Source organism: Streptomyces sp. NPDC052299, assembly GCF_040679335.1.
Lineage (GTDB): Bacteria > Actinomycetota > Actinomycetes > Streptomycetales > Streptomycetaceae > Streptomyces.
Window position 1 is genome coordinate 309,146 of record NZ_JBFAUP010000005.1, and the last position, 15,419, is coordinate 324,564.

Below are 15,419 nucleotides of genomic sequence, written 5' to 3' on the forward strand. Positions count from 1 at the left end.
GCGCTGCTACTGCTTCCCGTTGTGACGGCCGCGGCCCCGATGGCCCCCGCCGTCCTGCTCGCCCTTGCTGTTGTCGTACTTCTCGTACGCGTCGACAATACGGCCGACCAGCTTGTGCCGGACGACATCCTGCGAGGTGAGCCGGGAGAAGTGCACGTCGTCGATGCCCTCCAGGATCTCCTGCACCTGGCGCAGACCGCTCTTGGTCCCCGTCGGCAGGTCGACCTGGGTGATGTCGCCGGTGACGACGATCTTGGAGTCGAAGCCGAGCCGGGTCAGGAACATCTTCATCTGCTCGGCGCTGGTGTTCTGCGCCTCGTCCAGGATGATGAAGGCGTCGTTCAGGGTCCGGCCGCGCATGTACGCGAGGGGCGCGACCTCGATGGTGCCCGCCGCCATCAGGCGCGGGATCGAGTCGGGGTCGAGCATGTCGTGCAGGGCGTCGTAGAGCGGGCGCAGATACGGGTCGATCTTGTCGAACAACGTGCCGGGGAGGAAGCCCAGGCGCTCGCCCGCCTCGACGGCGGGGCGGGTCAGGATGATCCGGCTGACCTGCTTGGACTGGAGGGCCTGGACCGCCTTGGCCATGGCCAGGTAGGTCTTGCCCGTACCGGCGGGGCCGATACCGAAGACGATCGTGTGCTTGTCGATCGCGTCGACGTACCGCTTCTGGTTGAGCGTCTTGGGGCGGATCGTGCGGCCCCGGCTGGAGAGGATGTTCTGCGTCAGCACCTCGGCCGGGGTCTCCGTCCCGTCCGCCTGGCCGTTGTCGGTGGCCTTGAGCATCGCGATCGACCGTTCCACGGCGTCCTCCGTCATCGGCTGCCCGGTGCGGAGCACCAGCACCATCTCGTCGAACAGGCGCTGGATCAGGGCGATGTCCGCCGCGTTGCCCGTCGCGCTTATGTCATTGCCCCGGACGTGGATGTCGGCCGCCGGGAACGCCGCTTCGATCACGCGCAGCAGCGAATCGCCCGCTCCCAGGAGCATCACCATCGGGTGAGCGGCCGGGATGCTGATGTGGGCACGCGCCTGCGGCTGTGTGGGTGACTGAGTCATGGGCCGGCCCTCGGGCCTGCGCATACCTCCTGTTGCAGGGTCCTCGCCGCTCGAGAACCTCGTGTCCCTCAAGCCTACGACTCCGCACTGACAACACCAGAGGTTTTACGGGGCGGTGGGGTTACGGACGGAAACCGATCGTGGGCACGGCCCGGCGCAGCGGCCAGGGCCGGGCGGCGGCCGGCAGCAGCTCGTCCAGGAAGGCATAGCGCCGCAGCGCGGCCGGGTCCTGTCCGGCGCAGGTGCGCACCTGCTGCCACCAGGCGGCGATCTCCGCCCAGCCGGGGGCCGAGAGCGAGCCGCCGAACTCCTGGACGGAGAGGGCCGCGGTCAGCCCGGCGAACGCGAGGCGGTCGGCGAGGGGCCAGCCGGCCAGGGTGCCGGTGACGAAGCCGGCCACGAAGACGTCGCCGGCGCCGGTCGGGTCCAGCGCCTCGACCTCGATGGCCGGAACCTGAGCGGCGGCACCGGTGGCGGCGTCGACCGCGTAGGCGCCCTCCGAGCCCAGGGTGACGACGGCGAGCGGTACGCGTTCGGCGAGGGCGTGCGCGGCGGCCCGGGGGCAGTCGGTACGGGTGTAGCGCATCGCCTCCTCGGCGTTGGGCAGGAAGGCGTGGCAGTGCTCCAGGCCGCTCAGGGCGTCCAGGTCCCAGCGCCCGGTCTCGTCCCAGCCGACGTCCCCGAAGATCAGGGCCCCGCGGCGGGCGGCCTCGGCGACCCAGGGTTCGGTGCGGCCGGGCACGAGCGAGGTGACGGCGGCCCGGGCCCTGGGCGGGCAGCGGGGGAAGGCGGGGGCCCCGGGCGAGGCGGTGGTGGGGAGCGAGGGCGCCTCGTGGCCGTGCGAGACCATCGTCCGCTCGCCCTCGTACGCCATGGAGACGGTCACCGGGGAGTGCCAGCCCCGGACCGTGTGCGAGGCGGAGAGGTCGATGCCTTCGCCCTGCGCGAGCGCGTCCCAGCAGTATTCGCCGTAGTGGTCGTCGCCGAACGCGGCGGCCAGCGAGGTGCGCAGGCCGAGGCGGGCGAGCGCGGTCGCCATGTTGGCGACGCCGCCGGGGCTCGATCCCATGCCGCGCGCCCAGGACTCGGTGCCCCGCACGGGGGCGCTGTCCAGGCCGGTGAAGATGATGTCCAGGAAGACCGTGCCGGTGAGGAAGACGTCGCATTCGGGGTCCTGCGGGGCGCGCAGCCCGTCCAGCGGGTCGATCTGCGGAACGTCAGCGTTCACCTTGCACTCCCCGGTCGTGGCGGTTGCGGCCAGTGTGCCCGAAACGCGGCGGTGATGGACGAGTGCGCGCCGTGCGTGTGTTCACGGTCGCTGACCTGCGTAAACATGCGCAGCTACCCATCGGCGAACCCCGTAAACACAAAAGTGGCCCAGATCACAGAACACCGGCTTTCGGTGGGCCGGGAGCACTTGATACAAATTGGCCCGCGAGCACCGTTGGAGACGTACCCGACGGAAGCGCCGATCTCTTCGCATTTCCCCCTCTGCCTTCTGCCGTATCTCGGCATGTCTTCAGGAACGCCCATGTCCTCGCGCCCTCGCGCCGCGTGGCCCCTGGTCGCCGTGTTCACCGCCGGTTACCTCGCCGCCTACCTCCTGCCCACCATCGTGGGACGGCTCTCCGTCTACCTGGGCCTCAGCACGGCTCAGGCCGGGCTCGTCGGCAGTGCGCTGCTGCTGAGCTCGGCCTCCGCCGGCTTCTCCCTGGCGGGGCGCGTGGAGACGTACGGACCGTGCAGACCGGCGCGCGTGGGACTGGTCCTGTGCGCGGTGGGGTACGGCTGTGCCGCGCTGGCCGGCAGCGTGCCGCTGGTGGTCGCGGGCGCGGTGGTCGGCGGCTTCGGTTCCGGTACGGCGACCGCCGTCGCGGCGGCGGGCATCGCCGCCCAGAGCGACCCGCACCGCACCTCGTCCCTGGGCCTGCTGAGCGTCTCGGCGACCGCGGGCGCCCTGTATCTGACGGTCCCGCACCTGGGCGGCGGCCACCGGCTGCCGTTCGCCTCGATCGCCCTGGTCGCGCTCCTGGTCTGGCCGGCCACCTCCCGGCTCGGCGACTCGGCCGCGGCCGGTCCGGCCGTGCCCGCGCAGGGGCGGCTGCCGCACCGCCGGTCCGGGCTGGTACTCGCGGGCGGCATGCTCGTCTGGTCGATGGCGCAGAACGCGCTGTGGGGCGTCAGCAGCCGGATCGGCGTGGACCAGGTCGGGCTGTCCGAGGTGACGATCGGCGCCGTCTTCGCCGCCGCGCTCGGCGCCGGGCTGCTCGGCGTGATGGGCGCCGGAGTGCTGGGCTCGAAGCTGGGGCGCGCGGTCCCGATCGGTGTGGGCACCGCCGTCATCGCGGGGAGCATCGTGCTCAGTTCGTCCGCCGGGAGCCTCGGCTCCTTCGCGACCGGCGAGATCCTGTGGAACACCGTCTACCCGGTGGTCCTGTCGTACCTGATCGGCCTGGCCGCCTCGCTCGACGTACGCGGCCGCTGGGCGGTCCTCGCGGGGTCGGCGTCGTCCGTGGGCGTCGCCTGCGGGCCGGTGCTCGGCAGTGTGCTGTCGGAGGAGGCCGGGTTCCCGGGGATGGGCCTGATCCTGGGCGCGGCGACCCTGCTGGTCGCGCTGCCGGTGACCGCCGTCGCCCTGCACACCGGCGGCCGGCCGCTGGTGCCCGGTTCGGTACGCCGCCGGGGCGGTGCGCCGGCGGCCCTGCTGGCGGTCACCACGGGCGCGGTGCCCGGGGCGGTCCCCAAGCTGGGCGCGCCCGAGCAGGCCGTCGCGGAGATCAGCATCCCGGCCCTGCGCCGCAGGCGCCTCGGCAGGAACGCGTTCCGGACGGCCGGCCCGGAGGGCGGTCAGTCGAACGCGTACGCCTCGACCTCGGACAGGTAGCGCGCCCTGCGCTCCTCGTCGTGGTCGAGGAAGGCCGCCCGGAAGCTGTTGCGGGCCAGGGTGCGCAGCTGTTCGCGGTCCAGGCCGAGCGCTTCGTGGACGGCGTGGAAGGTGTCTCCGACGTACCCGCCGAAGTAGGCGGGGTCGTCGGAGTTCACCGTGCAGAGCAGCCCGGCCTCCAGCATCGCGGGCAGCGGGTGCTGCTCCAGGGTGTCGACCGCGCGCAGCCGTACGTTGGACAGCGGGCACAGCGTGAGCGGGACGCGCTCCGCGACCAGCCGCTTCACGAGGTCCGGGTCCTCCATGCAGCGCAGCCCGTGGTCGATGCGCTCCACGCCGAGGACGTCGAGCGCCTCGCGGATGTACGCGGGCGGCCCCTCCTCGCCCGCGTGGGCGACCTTGCGCAGGCCGAGCTCCCCGGCCCGTTCGTACACCTCGCGGAACTTCGCGGGCGGGTGGCCGACCTCGGCGGAGTCGAGGCCGACGGCGCTGATCCGGTGCATGTGCGGCCGGGCCGCCTCCAGGGTCTCCAGGGCCGATTCGGCGGACTGGTCGCGCAGGAAGCACATGATCAGCTGGGTGGAGACGCCGTGCCTCTCCTCGCTGCGCTCCAGCGCCCGGCCCAGCCCCTCGACCACGGTGGCGATGGGCACGCCGCGCGCGGTGTGGGCCTGGGGGTCGAAGAAGATCTCGGCGTGGCGGACGCCCTGGGCGGCGGCGCGCGCGAGGTAGGCGTCGGCCAGCTCGGCGAAGTCGTCCTCGGTCCGCAGCACGGTCATCAGGGCGTAGTAGAGGTCCAGGAAGCTCTGGAGGTCCTCGAAGAGGTACGCGGTGCGCAGGGCCTCGGTGTCCGCGTAGGGCAGGGTCAGGCCGTTGCGCGCGGCGAGCGCGAAGGCCAGTTCCGGTTCGAGGGTCCCCTCGATGTGGAGGTGGAGTTCGGCTTTGGGGAGGTGCACGGTGTTCTCAATCGTCTGGGGTGGTGCTACGCGTTCCGGCTGGGGAGCGGTACGCGGGTGAGGTCCTGGGCGACGGTCAGTTCGCCCTCGTAGCCGGCCGCCCGGGCCTCTGCCTCGAACGCCTCCGGCTCCGGATAGCGCTGGGAGAAGTGCGTCAGGACGAGGTGGCGCACGTCCGCCTCCCGGGCGACCCGGGCCGCCTGGGCGGCGGTCAGGTGGCCGTGGTCGGCGGCCAGCTTCCGGTCCGCGTCGAGGAACGTCGACTCGATGACCAGCATGTCGCAGCCCTCGGCGAGGGCGTGGACCCCGTCGCAGAGCCTGGTGTCCATGATGAAGGCGAACCGCTGTCCGCGCCTGTGCTCGGACACGTCGGCGAGCGTGACCCCGCCGAGGGCGCCCTCGCGCTGGAGGCGTCCGACGTCCGGCCCCTTGATGCCGTGCTCGGCGAGCTTCGCGGGCAGCATCCGCCGCCCGTCGGGCTCGGTGAGCCGGTAGCCGTACGACTCGACGGGGTGCGAGAGCCGGTGACTGTCGAGCGTGTACGCCGCGGTGGTGGCCAGCGGTCCGTCGGCGGCGACGGGGGCCTCGGTCAACCGCACGGTCTCGCGGTAGGCGGTGGCGTACCGCAGCCGGTCGAAGAAGCGCTGCCCGCTCGCCGGGTAGTGGGCGGTCACCGGGTGCGGGACCTGGTCGAGGTTGATCCGCTGGATCACCCCGGCCAGGCCCAGCGAGTGGTCGCCGTGGAAGTGCGTGACGCAGATCCGGTTGATGTCGTGCGCGGCGACCCCGGCCCGCAGCATCTGGCGCTGGGTGCCCTCGCCGGGGTCGAAGAGGATGCCCTCGCCGTCCCAGCGCAGCAGATAGCCGTTGTGGTTGCGGTGCCGTGTCGGGACCTGACTGGCGGTCCCGAGCACGACGAGTTCGCGGGCGGACATTATCCGGGCGGCCATTCCAGGCCCCGGCCGCCCAGGACGTGCGCGTGCGCGTGGAACACGGTCTGGCCGGCGCCGGCGCCGGTGTTGAACACGACCCGGTAACCCGTGCCGTCGATCTTCTCGTCGGCGGCGACGTTGCCCGCCTCGCACAACACGTCGGCGAGCACCTGCGGTTCGGCGGCGCCGAGGGACGCGGCGTCCGGGTAGTGCAGGCGCGGGATGACGAGTACGTGGGTGGGGGCCTGGGGGTTGATGTCGCGGAACGCGACGGTGGTGTCGGTCTCGCGGACGAGGGTGGCCGGGATCTCCCCCGAGACGATCTTGCAGAACAGGCAGTCGGGCTGCGGTTCTCCTGCCATTCGCTTACGCGCTCCTTGGTCTGGGTGATCCGTTGGACCCAGCCTATCCGGGCGCCCCCGGGCCGGACGCCTTTCGGGGGCGCTGCCCCCGGACCCCCGCTCCTCAAGCGCCGGAGGGGCTTGATCTTGCCGCTGCCGTCACGGACGTGCGGCGACGGGGCAAAGTTCAGCCCCGCCGGCGTTTGAGGCGCGGGGTCCGGGGCGGAGCCCCGGTTTCGGGAAGGGGCGGGGTGGGGACCGGCCCGCCGCAGGCGCACCCGCCTCCACCCCGCCGAGGTCAGCCCTCGCGACCCGGCAGCTCCGGTGCCACCTTGGCCGGCACCCGCTCCAGCGACTCCAGCGCGATCCGGATCGCCTCGTCCAGCTGGGGGTCACGCCCCTCGGCGTGATCCCGCGGCGTCATCACGACCTCCACGTCCGGGTCCACGCCGTGGTTCTCCACGCCCCACCCGTACCCCTCCAGCCAGAACGCGTACTTCGGCTGCGTGACCAGCGTCCCGTCCACCAGCCGGTACCGGCTGTCGATGCCGACCACGCCGCCCCACGTCCGCACCCCGACCACGGGGCCGATCTTCAGCGCCTTGATCGCCGCGTTCACGATGTCGCCGTCGGACCCGGAGAACTCGTTCGCCACGGCCACCACCGGCCCGCGCGGCGCGTCGCCCGGGTAGCTCGCGGGGCGCATGCCGCGCGGCAGGTCCCAGCCGACGATGCGGCGGGCCAGCTTCTCGACCACGAGCTGCGAGGTGTGGCCGCCCCGGTTCTCCCGGACGTCCACGACCAGGCCCTCGCGCGCCATCTCGGTACGCAGGTCGCGGTGGATCTGGGCCCAGCCGCCGCCGACCATGTCCGGGACGTGGAGGTAGCCGAGGCGCCCCCCGGACCGCTCGTGCACGTACGCCCGCCGGCCGGCGACCCACGCGTGGTAGCGCAGGGCCTCCTCGTCGCCGACGGGAACGACGACGACGTGGCGCCGGTCGCCCCCGTCGGCCGGGGAGACCGTCAGCTCGACGGGCTTGCCGGCCGAGCCGGTGAGCAGCGGCGCGGGCCCGGTCAGCGGATCGACCGGGTGCCCGTCGACGGCCAGGATCGCGTCGCCGGCCCGGACCGCGACGCCCGGCGCGGCGAGCGGCGAGCGGGCGGCCGGGTCGGACGTCTCGGAGGGCAGCACGCGGTCGATGCGCCAGCTGCCGTCCTCCGCGCGGGAGAGGTCCGCCCCGAGCAGCCCCTGCCGGGCCGCGTCGTCGCGCCATCCGCCGGGCGGGGTGACGTAGGCGTGCGAGGTGCCCAGCTCGCCCTGGACCTCCCAGAGCAGGTCCATGAGGTCGTCGTGGGTCGCGACGCGCTCCAGGACCGGGCGGTAGCGGTCGAGGACCCCGTCCCAGTCGACGCCGCCCATGTCGGGGCGCCAGAAGTTGTCCCGCATGACGCGCCCGGCCTCGTCGTACATCTGGCGCCACTCGGCGGCCGGGTCGAGGGTGCGGCGGATGCGGGAGAGGTCGACCGTGACGGCGTCGTCGTGGTCGTCGTCGCCCACCGGCACCCGGCTGTCGGAGGGGACGACGGACAGCTTGCCGTGGTGGACGATCGCCAGCCGCTTCCCGTCGCCGCTGACCGCGAAACGGCTGACGTCCGAGGACAGTTCCTCGCAGCGCAGCTTCTCCAGGTCGTACCGCTCCAGGACGGTGTCCGGGCGGCGGGCGTCCGGACCGGCCCCGCTGGTGCCGAGGACCCCGGTGAGCGGGTGGCGCAGCCAGAGCAGCCCGTCCCGCGCGGTGCGCAGCGAGGAGTAGACGGCGGCCTCGACGGGAAGGGGCACGATCCGGTCGGCGAGGCCGTCCAGGTCGATGCGGGTGATGGGGAGCGCGGTGGGGTTGTCCTCGCCGTCGCCGCCCTTCTCCTTCTCGGTGGGGCGGCCGTGCAGCTGCGGTCCGAACGGGGAGGGCGTCGTCGCCGCGAGGGTGAGCAGGTGGGGCCGGCAGGAGCCGATGAACGCCATGTCGAAGACGTGGGCGTCGTAGACCGGGTCGAAGGCGCGCTCGGAGAGGAAGGCCAGGTGCTTTCCGTCGGCGGTGAAGGCGGGCGCGAAGTCCCGGAACCGCAGGGGCGTCGCCTCGGAGACCGACAGGTCGGCGATGTGCGCCAGCTTGAGCTGGCTGAGCGGCTCGGGGCCGGGGTGCGACCAGGCGAGCCAGGCTGAGTCGGGCGACCAGGCGAGGCCGGAGGCGTCGCCGTTCTCGCTGCGGTCCACCTCGTGGATCTCGCCGCTCTCCCGTTCGACGATCAGCACCCGCCCGTCGTGCGCGGCGACCGCGAACCGGCTGCCGTCGGGGGCGGGGGCGAGGTCCAAAACGCGGCCCAGCCGGCCGGCCGCGAGGCGGCGGGGCGCGGCGCCGGGGGCGGTGCCGGTGGCGGGGGCGATCTCCAGCGCGTCGTCGCCCTCGGCGTCGGTGACCCACACGACGTGCTGGTCTCCGTCGGCCTGGAAGGTGCGCGGCAGCCTGGCCCGTACGCCGGGCTCGGCGGCGAGCGCGCGGGCCGGGCCCTCGCGGTGGGTGACCCAGTGCACGGCGCCCCGCGACAGGACGGCGCTGCCCCGGCCGGTGCGGTCGGGCGAGGCGCTGGTCAGGTGGCTGTCGGCGTGCAGCGGGTAGGGCTGGAGGTCGGCGCGCTGGCCGCCCAGCAGGACCTCGACGCGGCGGGGCTCGTCGCCCTCCAGGCCGTCCAGGAGCCAGAGTTCACCGGCCGAGGCGTAGGCGACCCGGGTGCCGTCGGTGGTGGCCTGGCGCGCGTAGAAGCCGTCGAGGGGGGTGTGCCTGCGCAGGCCGGTGCCGTCGGGCAGCGAGGAGTAGAGGGCGCCGGTGCCCTCGTGGTCGGAGAGGAACGCGATGCGCTCCCCCACCCACATCGGGCACTCGATGTTGCCGTCGAGGTCCTCGTGGACGCGGACGAACTCCAGCGGGTCGTCCTCCGCCGCGATCCAGAGCTTGCCGGCGGTGCCGCCCCGGTAGCGCTTCCAGCTGGCGGCCTCGCGGCCCATGGTGGCCGAGAGCAGCAGGACGCGTCCGCCCGGTCCGTACGCGAGGGAGCCGACGGGGCCGTACGGGAGGGTCCGCGCGGGACCGCCGTCGACCGGGACGGCCCGGGCCCAGCTGCGGCGCAACGAGACCTGGCCCTGGGTACTGGTGACCAGTACGTCGCCCTCGGGGGTCCAGCCGCGCACGGTGGTGCGGGCGTCGCCCCAGTACGTGAGCCGCCGGGAGGGCCCGCCGTCGGCGGGGGCGATGTGCACCTCGGGCGCGCCGTCGCGGGTGGACGTCCAGGCGACGAGGGTGCCGTCGGCAGATATGCGCGGCTGGGTGACGGGACGGTTGTCTGCGCTGACCCGCCACGCCCGGCCACCGTCGAGCGGGGCGAGCCAGACGTCGTCCTCGGCGGTGAAGGCGATCACATCACCCTGGACATGGGGGTACCGGAGGTAGGAAGGCTGTGTCACACGATCACCCTAGGCCGCTGGTGTGCCTGGTGGCAGGGGGTTGGCCGGAGTACGTCGCACGCCGCCGCCGGTGCCCGGGCGGCCCGCGCACCGCGAAACGCGTCAACCGCCGCGACCGCGCCGCTACTTGCCGGGATACGCGGTGACCGTCACCGTCACGGTGGCCGTCGGGCCGTTGCCCGGGCCCGGGGCTCCGGCGGGCGGCGCGGTCGTGGCCGGGGCGCTGCAGTCGCCGAGCAGGGTGGCCCGGAAGACGGCGCGCCCACCGGTCCTGGCGGTCATGTCGCCGCGTACGCACCGGCCTTCGAGCGCGTAGGTCACCTGCCCGTCCAGCGCGATGTCACCCCCGGACTTCGTCTTGCCGTCGCAGCGGACCTCGGCCGCCCTGCGCGTGGCGGCGGGCGCCGTCGAGCGGGCGGCGCCGCCTCCGTCGAGCGCGGCCGTGCAGGTCAGCCAGCGGACCTGGACGCCCTCGTGTTCCAGGGCGCGGGTGGCGGTCCGGTCCGTGGTGAAGGCCACGGACGCGGTGTTCAACGCGCCGGTGGCGTCGCCCGGTTCACAGGCGGTGAGCCCGGTGACGGCGGCCGCGGCGAGGCAGAGCGCGGCTGGAAAACGACGGGCCGCACGATGGCCCCGTGCCCTTGATGTCCCCATACGGGCAGCTTCCCACCGCGTCTGACGAGGCGGTAGACCGTTTCCGGGCACAACCACCCCATCGGGGACGGTTTACGACCAGCGCCCCGTGCGTCCCAGGAGCAGCGCGGTGGCCGCGGTGCCCGCTGTCGAGGTGCGCAGGACCGTGGGGCCGAGGCGGCAGGTGCGGGCTCCGGCGTCGGCGAACGCGGTCAGCTCCTCCGGCGACACACCGCCCTCGGGACCGACGACCAGCACGATCTCGCCCTCGTCGGGCAGGCCGACGGTGGCCAGCGGTTCGCTCGGGTAGTCGCGGTCCTCGTGCAGCACGGCCGCGAAGTCCGCCGCGGCCAGCAGGCCGGCAACCTGCTTGGTGGTGGCCAGGTCCGCCACGTCCGGAAACAGCACCCGGCGCGACTGCTTGCCGGCCTCCCGGGCCGTGGCGCGCCATTTGGCCAGGGACTTGAGGCCGCGATCGCCCTTCCACTGGGTGATGCAGCGCGCCGCCTGCCACGGGACGACCGCGTCGACCCCGGTCTCCGTCATCGTCTCCACGGCGACCTCGCCCCGGTCCCCCTTGGGCAGGGCCTGGACGACGGTGATCCGCAGCGCGGGGCGCGGCTCCTCGTGGACCTGGGCCAGATCGCCGACGACCAGCCGGTCCTTGCCCTCGGCGGCGCGCACGACGCCCTGGGCCCACCGGCCGCGCCCGTCCGTGAGGACGACCTCCTCGCCGGCGCGCAGGCGCTTCACGGAGACGGCATGGCGCCCCTCGGGCCCGTCGAGGACGAACTCGGGGGCGTCCGGCAGGTGTCCGACGACGAAGACGGGTGCCGTCACTGTGCGCTCCTTGTGCTCACTGCCGTCCGTGCGGCGTCCAGTTCCTCGGCGAGCAGCCGGACCAGCCGGCCGGCGGGCAGCTCGCGGGCCATGCGGTGGCCCTGCCCGGCCCACAGCGCCATGCCCTGGGCGTCCCCGACGCGGGCGGCGGCCTTGCGCAGCACGGAGGTCATGTGGTGGACCTGGGGGTAGGCGGCGGGGGCGTACGGTCCGTGCTCGCGCACGAAGCGGTTGACCAGGCCGCGGGCCGGGCGCCCGGAGAACGCCCTGGTCAGGGTGGTCCGGACGAACAGCGGGTTGGTCAGGGCCTGTTTGTGCAGGACGTGGGCGCCGGACTCCGGGCAGGCCAGGAATGCGGTCCCGAGCTGGGCGGCGTCGGCGCCCGCCGCGAGGACGGCGGCGATCTGGGCGCCGCGCATCAGGCCGCCGGCGGCGACGACCGGTATCTGCACGGTCTCGCGGACCTGGGCGACCAGGCTCAGCAGCCCGGTCCCGCCGTCCTCGGTCGCCGGGTCGTCGTGGAACGTGGAGCGGTGGCCGCCCGCCTCGGTGCCCTGGGCGCAGACGGCGTCGGCCCCGGCCCACTCGGCGGCCTGGGCCTCCTCCGGCGAGGTGACCGTGACGACGGTGTACGTACCGGCCGCCGCGAAGGCGTCGAGCGTGTCGCGCGAGGGGCAGCCGAAGGTGAAGGAGACGACCGGGACCGGGGCGTCGAGGAGGACGGCGAGCTTGTCCTCGTAGCCGTCGTCGCCGGGGACGTCCGGGTCGCCGAGGGCGGTCTCGTAACCGGTGGCCTCGCCCGCGAGCCGACGGCGGTAGTCCTCCAGCGCGGCCGGGTCCGCCGGTTCGCACTGGGGCATGAAGAGGTTGACGCCGAAGGGCTGCCCGGTCAGGGCGCGCACCTGCCGGATCTCGTCGCGCAGGGCGTCCGCCGTCTTGTAGCCCGCGGCCAGGAAGCCGAGTGCGCCCGCCTCGGAGACGGCGGCGGCGAGCTGCGGGCAGGACGGACCGCCGGCCATGGGGGCCTGCACGAGGGGATGACGGCAGAGAGCGGTCAGCGCGGAGGGCATGACCGCATCGTGTCATGTCCTTCCTGTCCCGTGATGCCCGCCCCGCGACAGGGCCGGGCCGCGCGCGGTACGGACCCGGGCTCCGGGTCCGGACCGCGCGGGCAAGCCGTCAGCGGCCGTTGAAGGCGTCCTTCAGGCGGGAGAACAGGCCCTGCTGGCCCGGCTGGAACTGGCCGGTGGGCCGCTCCTCGCCGCGCAGCTTGGCCAGTTCGCGCAGGAGGCGTTCCTGCTCGGGGTCGAGCTTGACCGGGGTGGTCACCTCGACGTGCACGATGAGGTCGCCGCGCCCGCCGCCCCGCAGGTGGGTGATGCCGCGCCCGTGCAGCGGGACGGACTGGCCGGACTGGGTGCCCGGCCGGATGTCGACCTCTTCGAGGCCGTCCAGCGTCTCCAGCGGCACCTTGGTGCCGAGGGCCGCCGCCGTCATGGGGATCGTGACCGTGCAGTGCAGGTCGTCGCCGCGGCGCTGGAACACCGCGTGCGGCAGCTCGTGGATCTCGACGTAGAGGTCCCCGGCGGGGCCGCCGCCGGGGCCGACCTCGCCCTCGCCCGCGAGCTGGATGCGGGTGCCGTTGTCGACGCCCGCGGGGATCTTCACGGTCAGCGTGCGCCGCGAGCGGATGCGGCCGTCACCGGCGCACTCCGGGCACGGGGTCGGCACCACCGTACCGAAGCCCTGGCACTGGGGGCAGGGCCGCGAGGTCATGACCTGGCCGAGGAAGGACCGGGTGACCTGGGAGACCTCACCGCGGCCGCGGCACATGTCGCAGGTCTGCGCCGAGGTGCCGGGGGCCGCGCCCTCGCCGCTGCACGTGGTGCAGACGACGGCGGTGTCGACCTGGATGTCCTTGGTGGTGCCGAAGGCCGCCTCGGTGAGGTCGATCTCCAGCCGGATCATGGCGTCCTGGCCGCGCCGGGTGCGCGAGCGGGGCCCGCGCTGCGACGACGTACCGAAGAACGCGTCCATGATGTCGGAGAAGTTGCCGAAGCCGCCCTGGCCGAAACCGCCCGCACCGGCGCCGCCGGACTGCGAGAGCGGGTCCCCGCCGAGGTCGTAGACCTGCTTCTTCTGCGCGTCCGACAGGACCTCGTAAGCGGCGTTGATCTCCTTGAACCGCTCCTGGGTCTTCGGATCGGGGTTGACGTCCGGGTGCAGCTCGCGGGCGAGCCTCCGGAATGCCTTCTTGATCTCGTCCTGGGAAGCGTCGCGGCGCACGCCGAGTACGGCGTAGTAGTCCGTGGCCACTTACGACTCCGCCAGGATCTGTCCGACGTAACGTGCCACTGCGCGTACCGCTCCCATCGTTCCGGGGTAGTCCATGCGGGTCGGTCCGACCACGCCGAGTTTGGCGACTGCCTCGTCGCCCGAACCGTAGCCGACCGCGACGACGGACGTGGAGTTGAGCCCCTCGTGGGCGTTCTCGTGCCCGATGCGTACGGTCATGCCCGAGTCCTTGGCCTCGCCGAGCAGCTTCAGCAGCACGACCTGCTCCTCCAGTGCTTCGAGCACCGGCCGGATCATCACAGGGAAGTCGTGTCCGAAGCGGGTGAGGTTGGAGGTGCCGCCGATCATCAGCCGCTCCTCCGTCTCCTCGACGAGCGTTTCGAGCAGGATCGAGAGGACGGTGGACACGGTTCCCCGGTCCTCGCTCTCGAAGGATTCCGGCAGGTCCTGCACCAGCTGCGGGACATCGGCGAACCGGCGCCCCACCACCCGGCTGTTGAGCCGGGCCCGCAGATCGGCGAGCGAGGTCTCGCCGAACGGTGCCGGGCAGTCCACCAGCCGCTGTTCGACCCGGCCGGTGTCCGTGATCAGCACGAGCATCAGCCGCGCCGGGGCCAGGGACAGCAGCTCCACGTGCCGCACCGTCGAACGGGTCAGCGAGGGGTACTGCACGACGGCGACCTGCCGGGTCAGCTGCGCGAGCAGCCGTACGGTGCGGCCCACCACGTCGTCCAGGTCGACCGCGCCGTCGAGGAAGTTCTGAATGGCGCGGCGCTCGGGCGAGGAGAGGGGCTTGACGCCCGCCAGCTTGTCCACGAAGAGCCGGTAGCCCTTGTCCGTCGGGATGCGCCCGGCGCTGGTGTGCGGCTGGGCGATGAAGCCCTCCTCCTCCAGCACCGCCATGTCGTTGCGGACGGTCGCCGGGGAGACCCCCAGCTTGTGCCGCTCCGTGAGCGCCTTGGAGCCGACGGGCTCCTCGGTCCCGACGTAGTCCTGGACGATCGCGCGCAGCACTTCGAGTCTGCGTTCGCTGAGCATCGCGCGCACACCTCCAGCTGTCCACGTCGGTGGCTCCCGGGCCGTTCCCGGGATTCCTCCTGGCACTCGGTGCGTACGAGTGCCAGCGATCCCCGGCCAGTGTACGGCGACGGGGTGGTGCCCTAGCAAGGCCGACCGGCCGCCGTGCCGCCCGACCGCGCAGGTCGCTGCCGATAGCGTCGCCGCATGGATGTCTCTTGGGAAGACTTCGGATGGGAGCGGCTGGGTCACGGAACCGGCCGTCGGCGCCTTCCGGTCTGGGACGCGACGGCCCTGCTGGTGGCCGGTGCGGACGGAGTGCTGCTCTGCGACACCGGTGCGTCACTGCGCGAGGGGGTGGAACTGCGTCTCCAGGCCGAGGCGCTGCTCGGCCGGAGGGTGACGCACATCGCACTGACCCACCCCCATTTCGACCATGTGCTGGGCACGGCCGCCTTCGCCGGGGCACGGGTGTACGGCGCCGAGGGCACGGCGGAGCTGCTGCGGCGGGGGGCCGCCGAGCTGTACGCGGACGCGGTGGCCCAGGGACTGCCCGAGGCGGACGCGGCCGAGTCCGCCGACGTGCTGGTGGCTCCGCGCCACGAGGTGCGCGGCGAGCTGACGGTGGACCTGGGCGGCGGACGGGAGGCGGTCCTGGTGAACGTGGGCGCGGCGCACAGCGGCCACGACCTGGCGGTGCTGGTCCCGGGCTCCCCGGCGCTGGTGTTCTGCGGCGACCTGGTCGAGGAGTCCGGCGAGCCGCAGGCGGGCCCGGACGCCGGCCCGGCGCGCTGGCCGGCCGCGCTGGACCGGCTGCTGGAGCTCGGCGGGGACGACGCGCTGTACGTGCCGGGGCACGGGGCGGTGGTGGACGCGGCGTTCGTCCGGGCGCAGCGGGAGGCGCTGGCGCGGCGGTTCGGGGCGTCGTAGCGCGTCGCGGGGGCT

The 15,419-nt window shown here is 73.6% G+C and carries 13 protein-coding genes; 2 read left to right on the plus strand and 11 right to left on the minus strand.

Annotated features, from left to right (window positions below; genetic code table 11):
• Positions 1-6: 6 nt before the first annotated feature.
• On the minus strand, positions 7-1,059 hold the full coding sequence (locus AB0L33_RS11315; protein ID WP_365679962.1) for a PhoH family protein: 1,053 nt from the start codon (positions 1,057-1,059) through the stop codon (positions 7-9).
• A gap of 121 nt (positions 1,060-1,180) precedes the next feature.
• Positions 1,181-2,287, minus strand: a complete 1,107-nt coding sequence (locus tag AB0L33_RS11320) for a PfkB family carbohydrate kinase (RefSeq protein WP_365679964.1) — start codon at positions 2,285-2,287, stop codon at positions 1,181-1,183.
• A 303-nt stretch (positions 2,288-2,590) separates the two neighbouring features.
• On the opposite strand from AB0L33_RS11320, the gene AB0L33_RS11325 reads away from it, so the two are divergent.
• A complete protein-coding gene (locus tag AB0L33_RS11325; protein ID WP_365679966.1) occupies positions 2,591-3,943 on the plus strand; it encodes an MFS transporter in 1,353 nt (450 codons plus the stop codon).
• On the opposite strand, the gene AB0L33_RS11330 is transcribed toward AB0L33_RS11325, so the two are convergent.
• The 9 genes from AB0L33_RS11330 to hrcA all read right to left on the minus strand — a co-directional run bounded on the left by AB0L33_RS11330 (position 3,907) and on the right by hrcA (position 14,495).
• The gene (locus AB0L33_RS11330) at positions 3,907-4,899 is read right to left on the minus strand and encodes an adenosine deaminase (protein ID WP_365679967.1); all 993 of its coding nucleotides are present in this window, start codon (positions 4,897-4,899) and stop codon (positions 3,907-3,909) included. The genes AB0L33_RS11325 and AB0L33_RS11330 overlap by 37 nt on opposite strands.
• 26 nt (positions 4,900-4,925) lie before the next feature.
• Positions 4,926-5,834 (minus strand): ribonuclease Z, encoded by a 909-nt coding sequence (locus tag AB0L33_RS11335; protein WP_365680144.1) that lies wholly within the window; start codon positions 5,832-5,834, stop codon positions 4,926-4,928.
• Positions 5,834-6,193, minus strand: coding sequence for a histidine triad nucleotide-binding protein (locus AB0L33_RS11340; protein WP_329025086.1), 360 nt, complete (start codon positions 6,191-6,193; stop codon positions 5,834-5,836). Before AB0L33_RS11340 ends, AB0L33_RS11335 begins: the two co-directional genes overlap by 1 nt.
• Before the next feature lie 277 nt (positions 6,194-6,470).
• Entirely contained in the window at positions 6,471-9,689 is a 3,219-nt protein-coding gene (locus tag AB0L33_RS11345) for a PDZ domain-containing protein (protein WP_365679969.1), read from the minus strand.
• Positions 9,690-9,812: 123 nt separating this feature from the next.
• Positions 9,813-10,223 (minus strand): hypothetical protein, encoded by a 411-nt coding sequence (locus tag AB0L33_RS11350; protein ID WP_365680146.1) that lies wholly within the window; start codon positions 10,221-10,223, stop codon positions 9,813-9,815.
• A gap of 192 nt (positions 10,224-10,415) precedes the next feature.
• A complete protein-coding gene (locus AB0L33_RS11355; protein WP_365679971.1) occupies positions 10,416-11,162 on the minus strand; it encodes a 16S rRNA (uracil(1498)-N(3))-methyltransferase in 747 nt (248 codons plus the stop codon).
• Entirely contained in the window at positions 11,159-12,232 is a 1,074-nt protein-coding gene (locus AB0L33_RS11360; RefSeq protein WP_365679973.1) for a nitronate monooxygenase, read from the minus strand. The genes AB0L33_RS11355 and AB0L33_RS11360 overlap by 4 nt, the downstream gene beginning before the upstream one ends.
• Before the next feature lie 109 nt (positions 12,233-12,341).
• Entirely contained in the window at positions 12,342-13,478 is a 1,137-nt protein-coding gene (gene dnaJ, locus AB0L33_RS11365) for a molecular chaperone DnaJ (RefSeq protein ID WP_365679975.1), read from the minus strand.
• Positions 13,479-14,495, minus strand: a complete 1,017-nt coding sequence (gene hrcA, locus AB0L33_RS11370; protein WP_018103247.1) for a heat-inducible transcriptional repressor HrcA — start codon at positions 14,493-14,495, stop codon at positions 13,479-13,481.
• Between the two features lie 186 nt (positions 14,496-14,681).
• Here hrcA and AB0L33_RS11375 point away from each other — a divergent pair, with 186 nt between their 5' ends.
• Positions 14,682-15,404: an MBL fold metallo-hydrolase gene (locus AB0L33_RS11375; protein ID WP_365679977.1), complete on the plus strand. Its 723-nt coding sequence runs from the start codon at positions 14,682-14,684 to the stop codon at positions 15,402-15,404.
• Positions 15,405-15,419 lie beyond the last annotated feature (15 nt).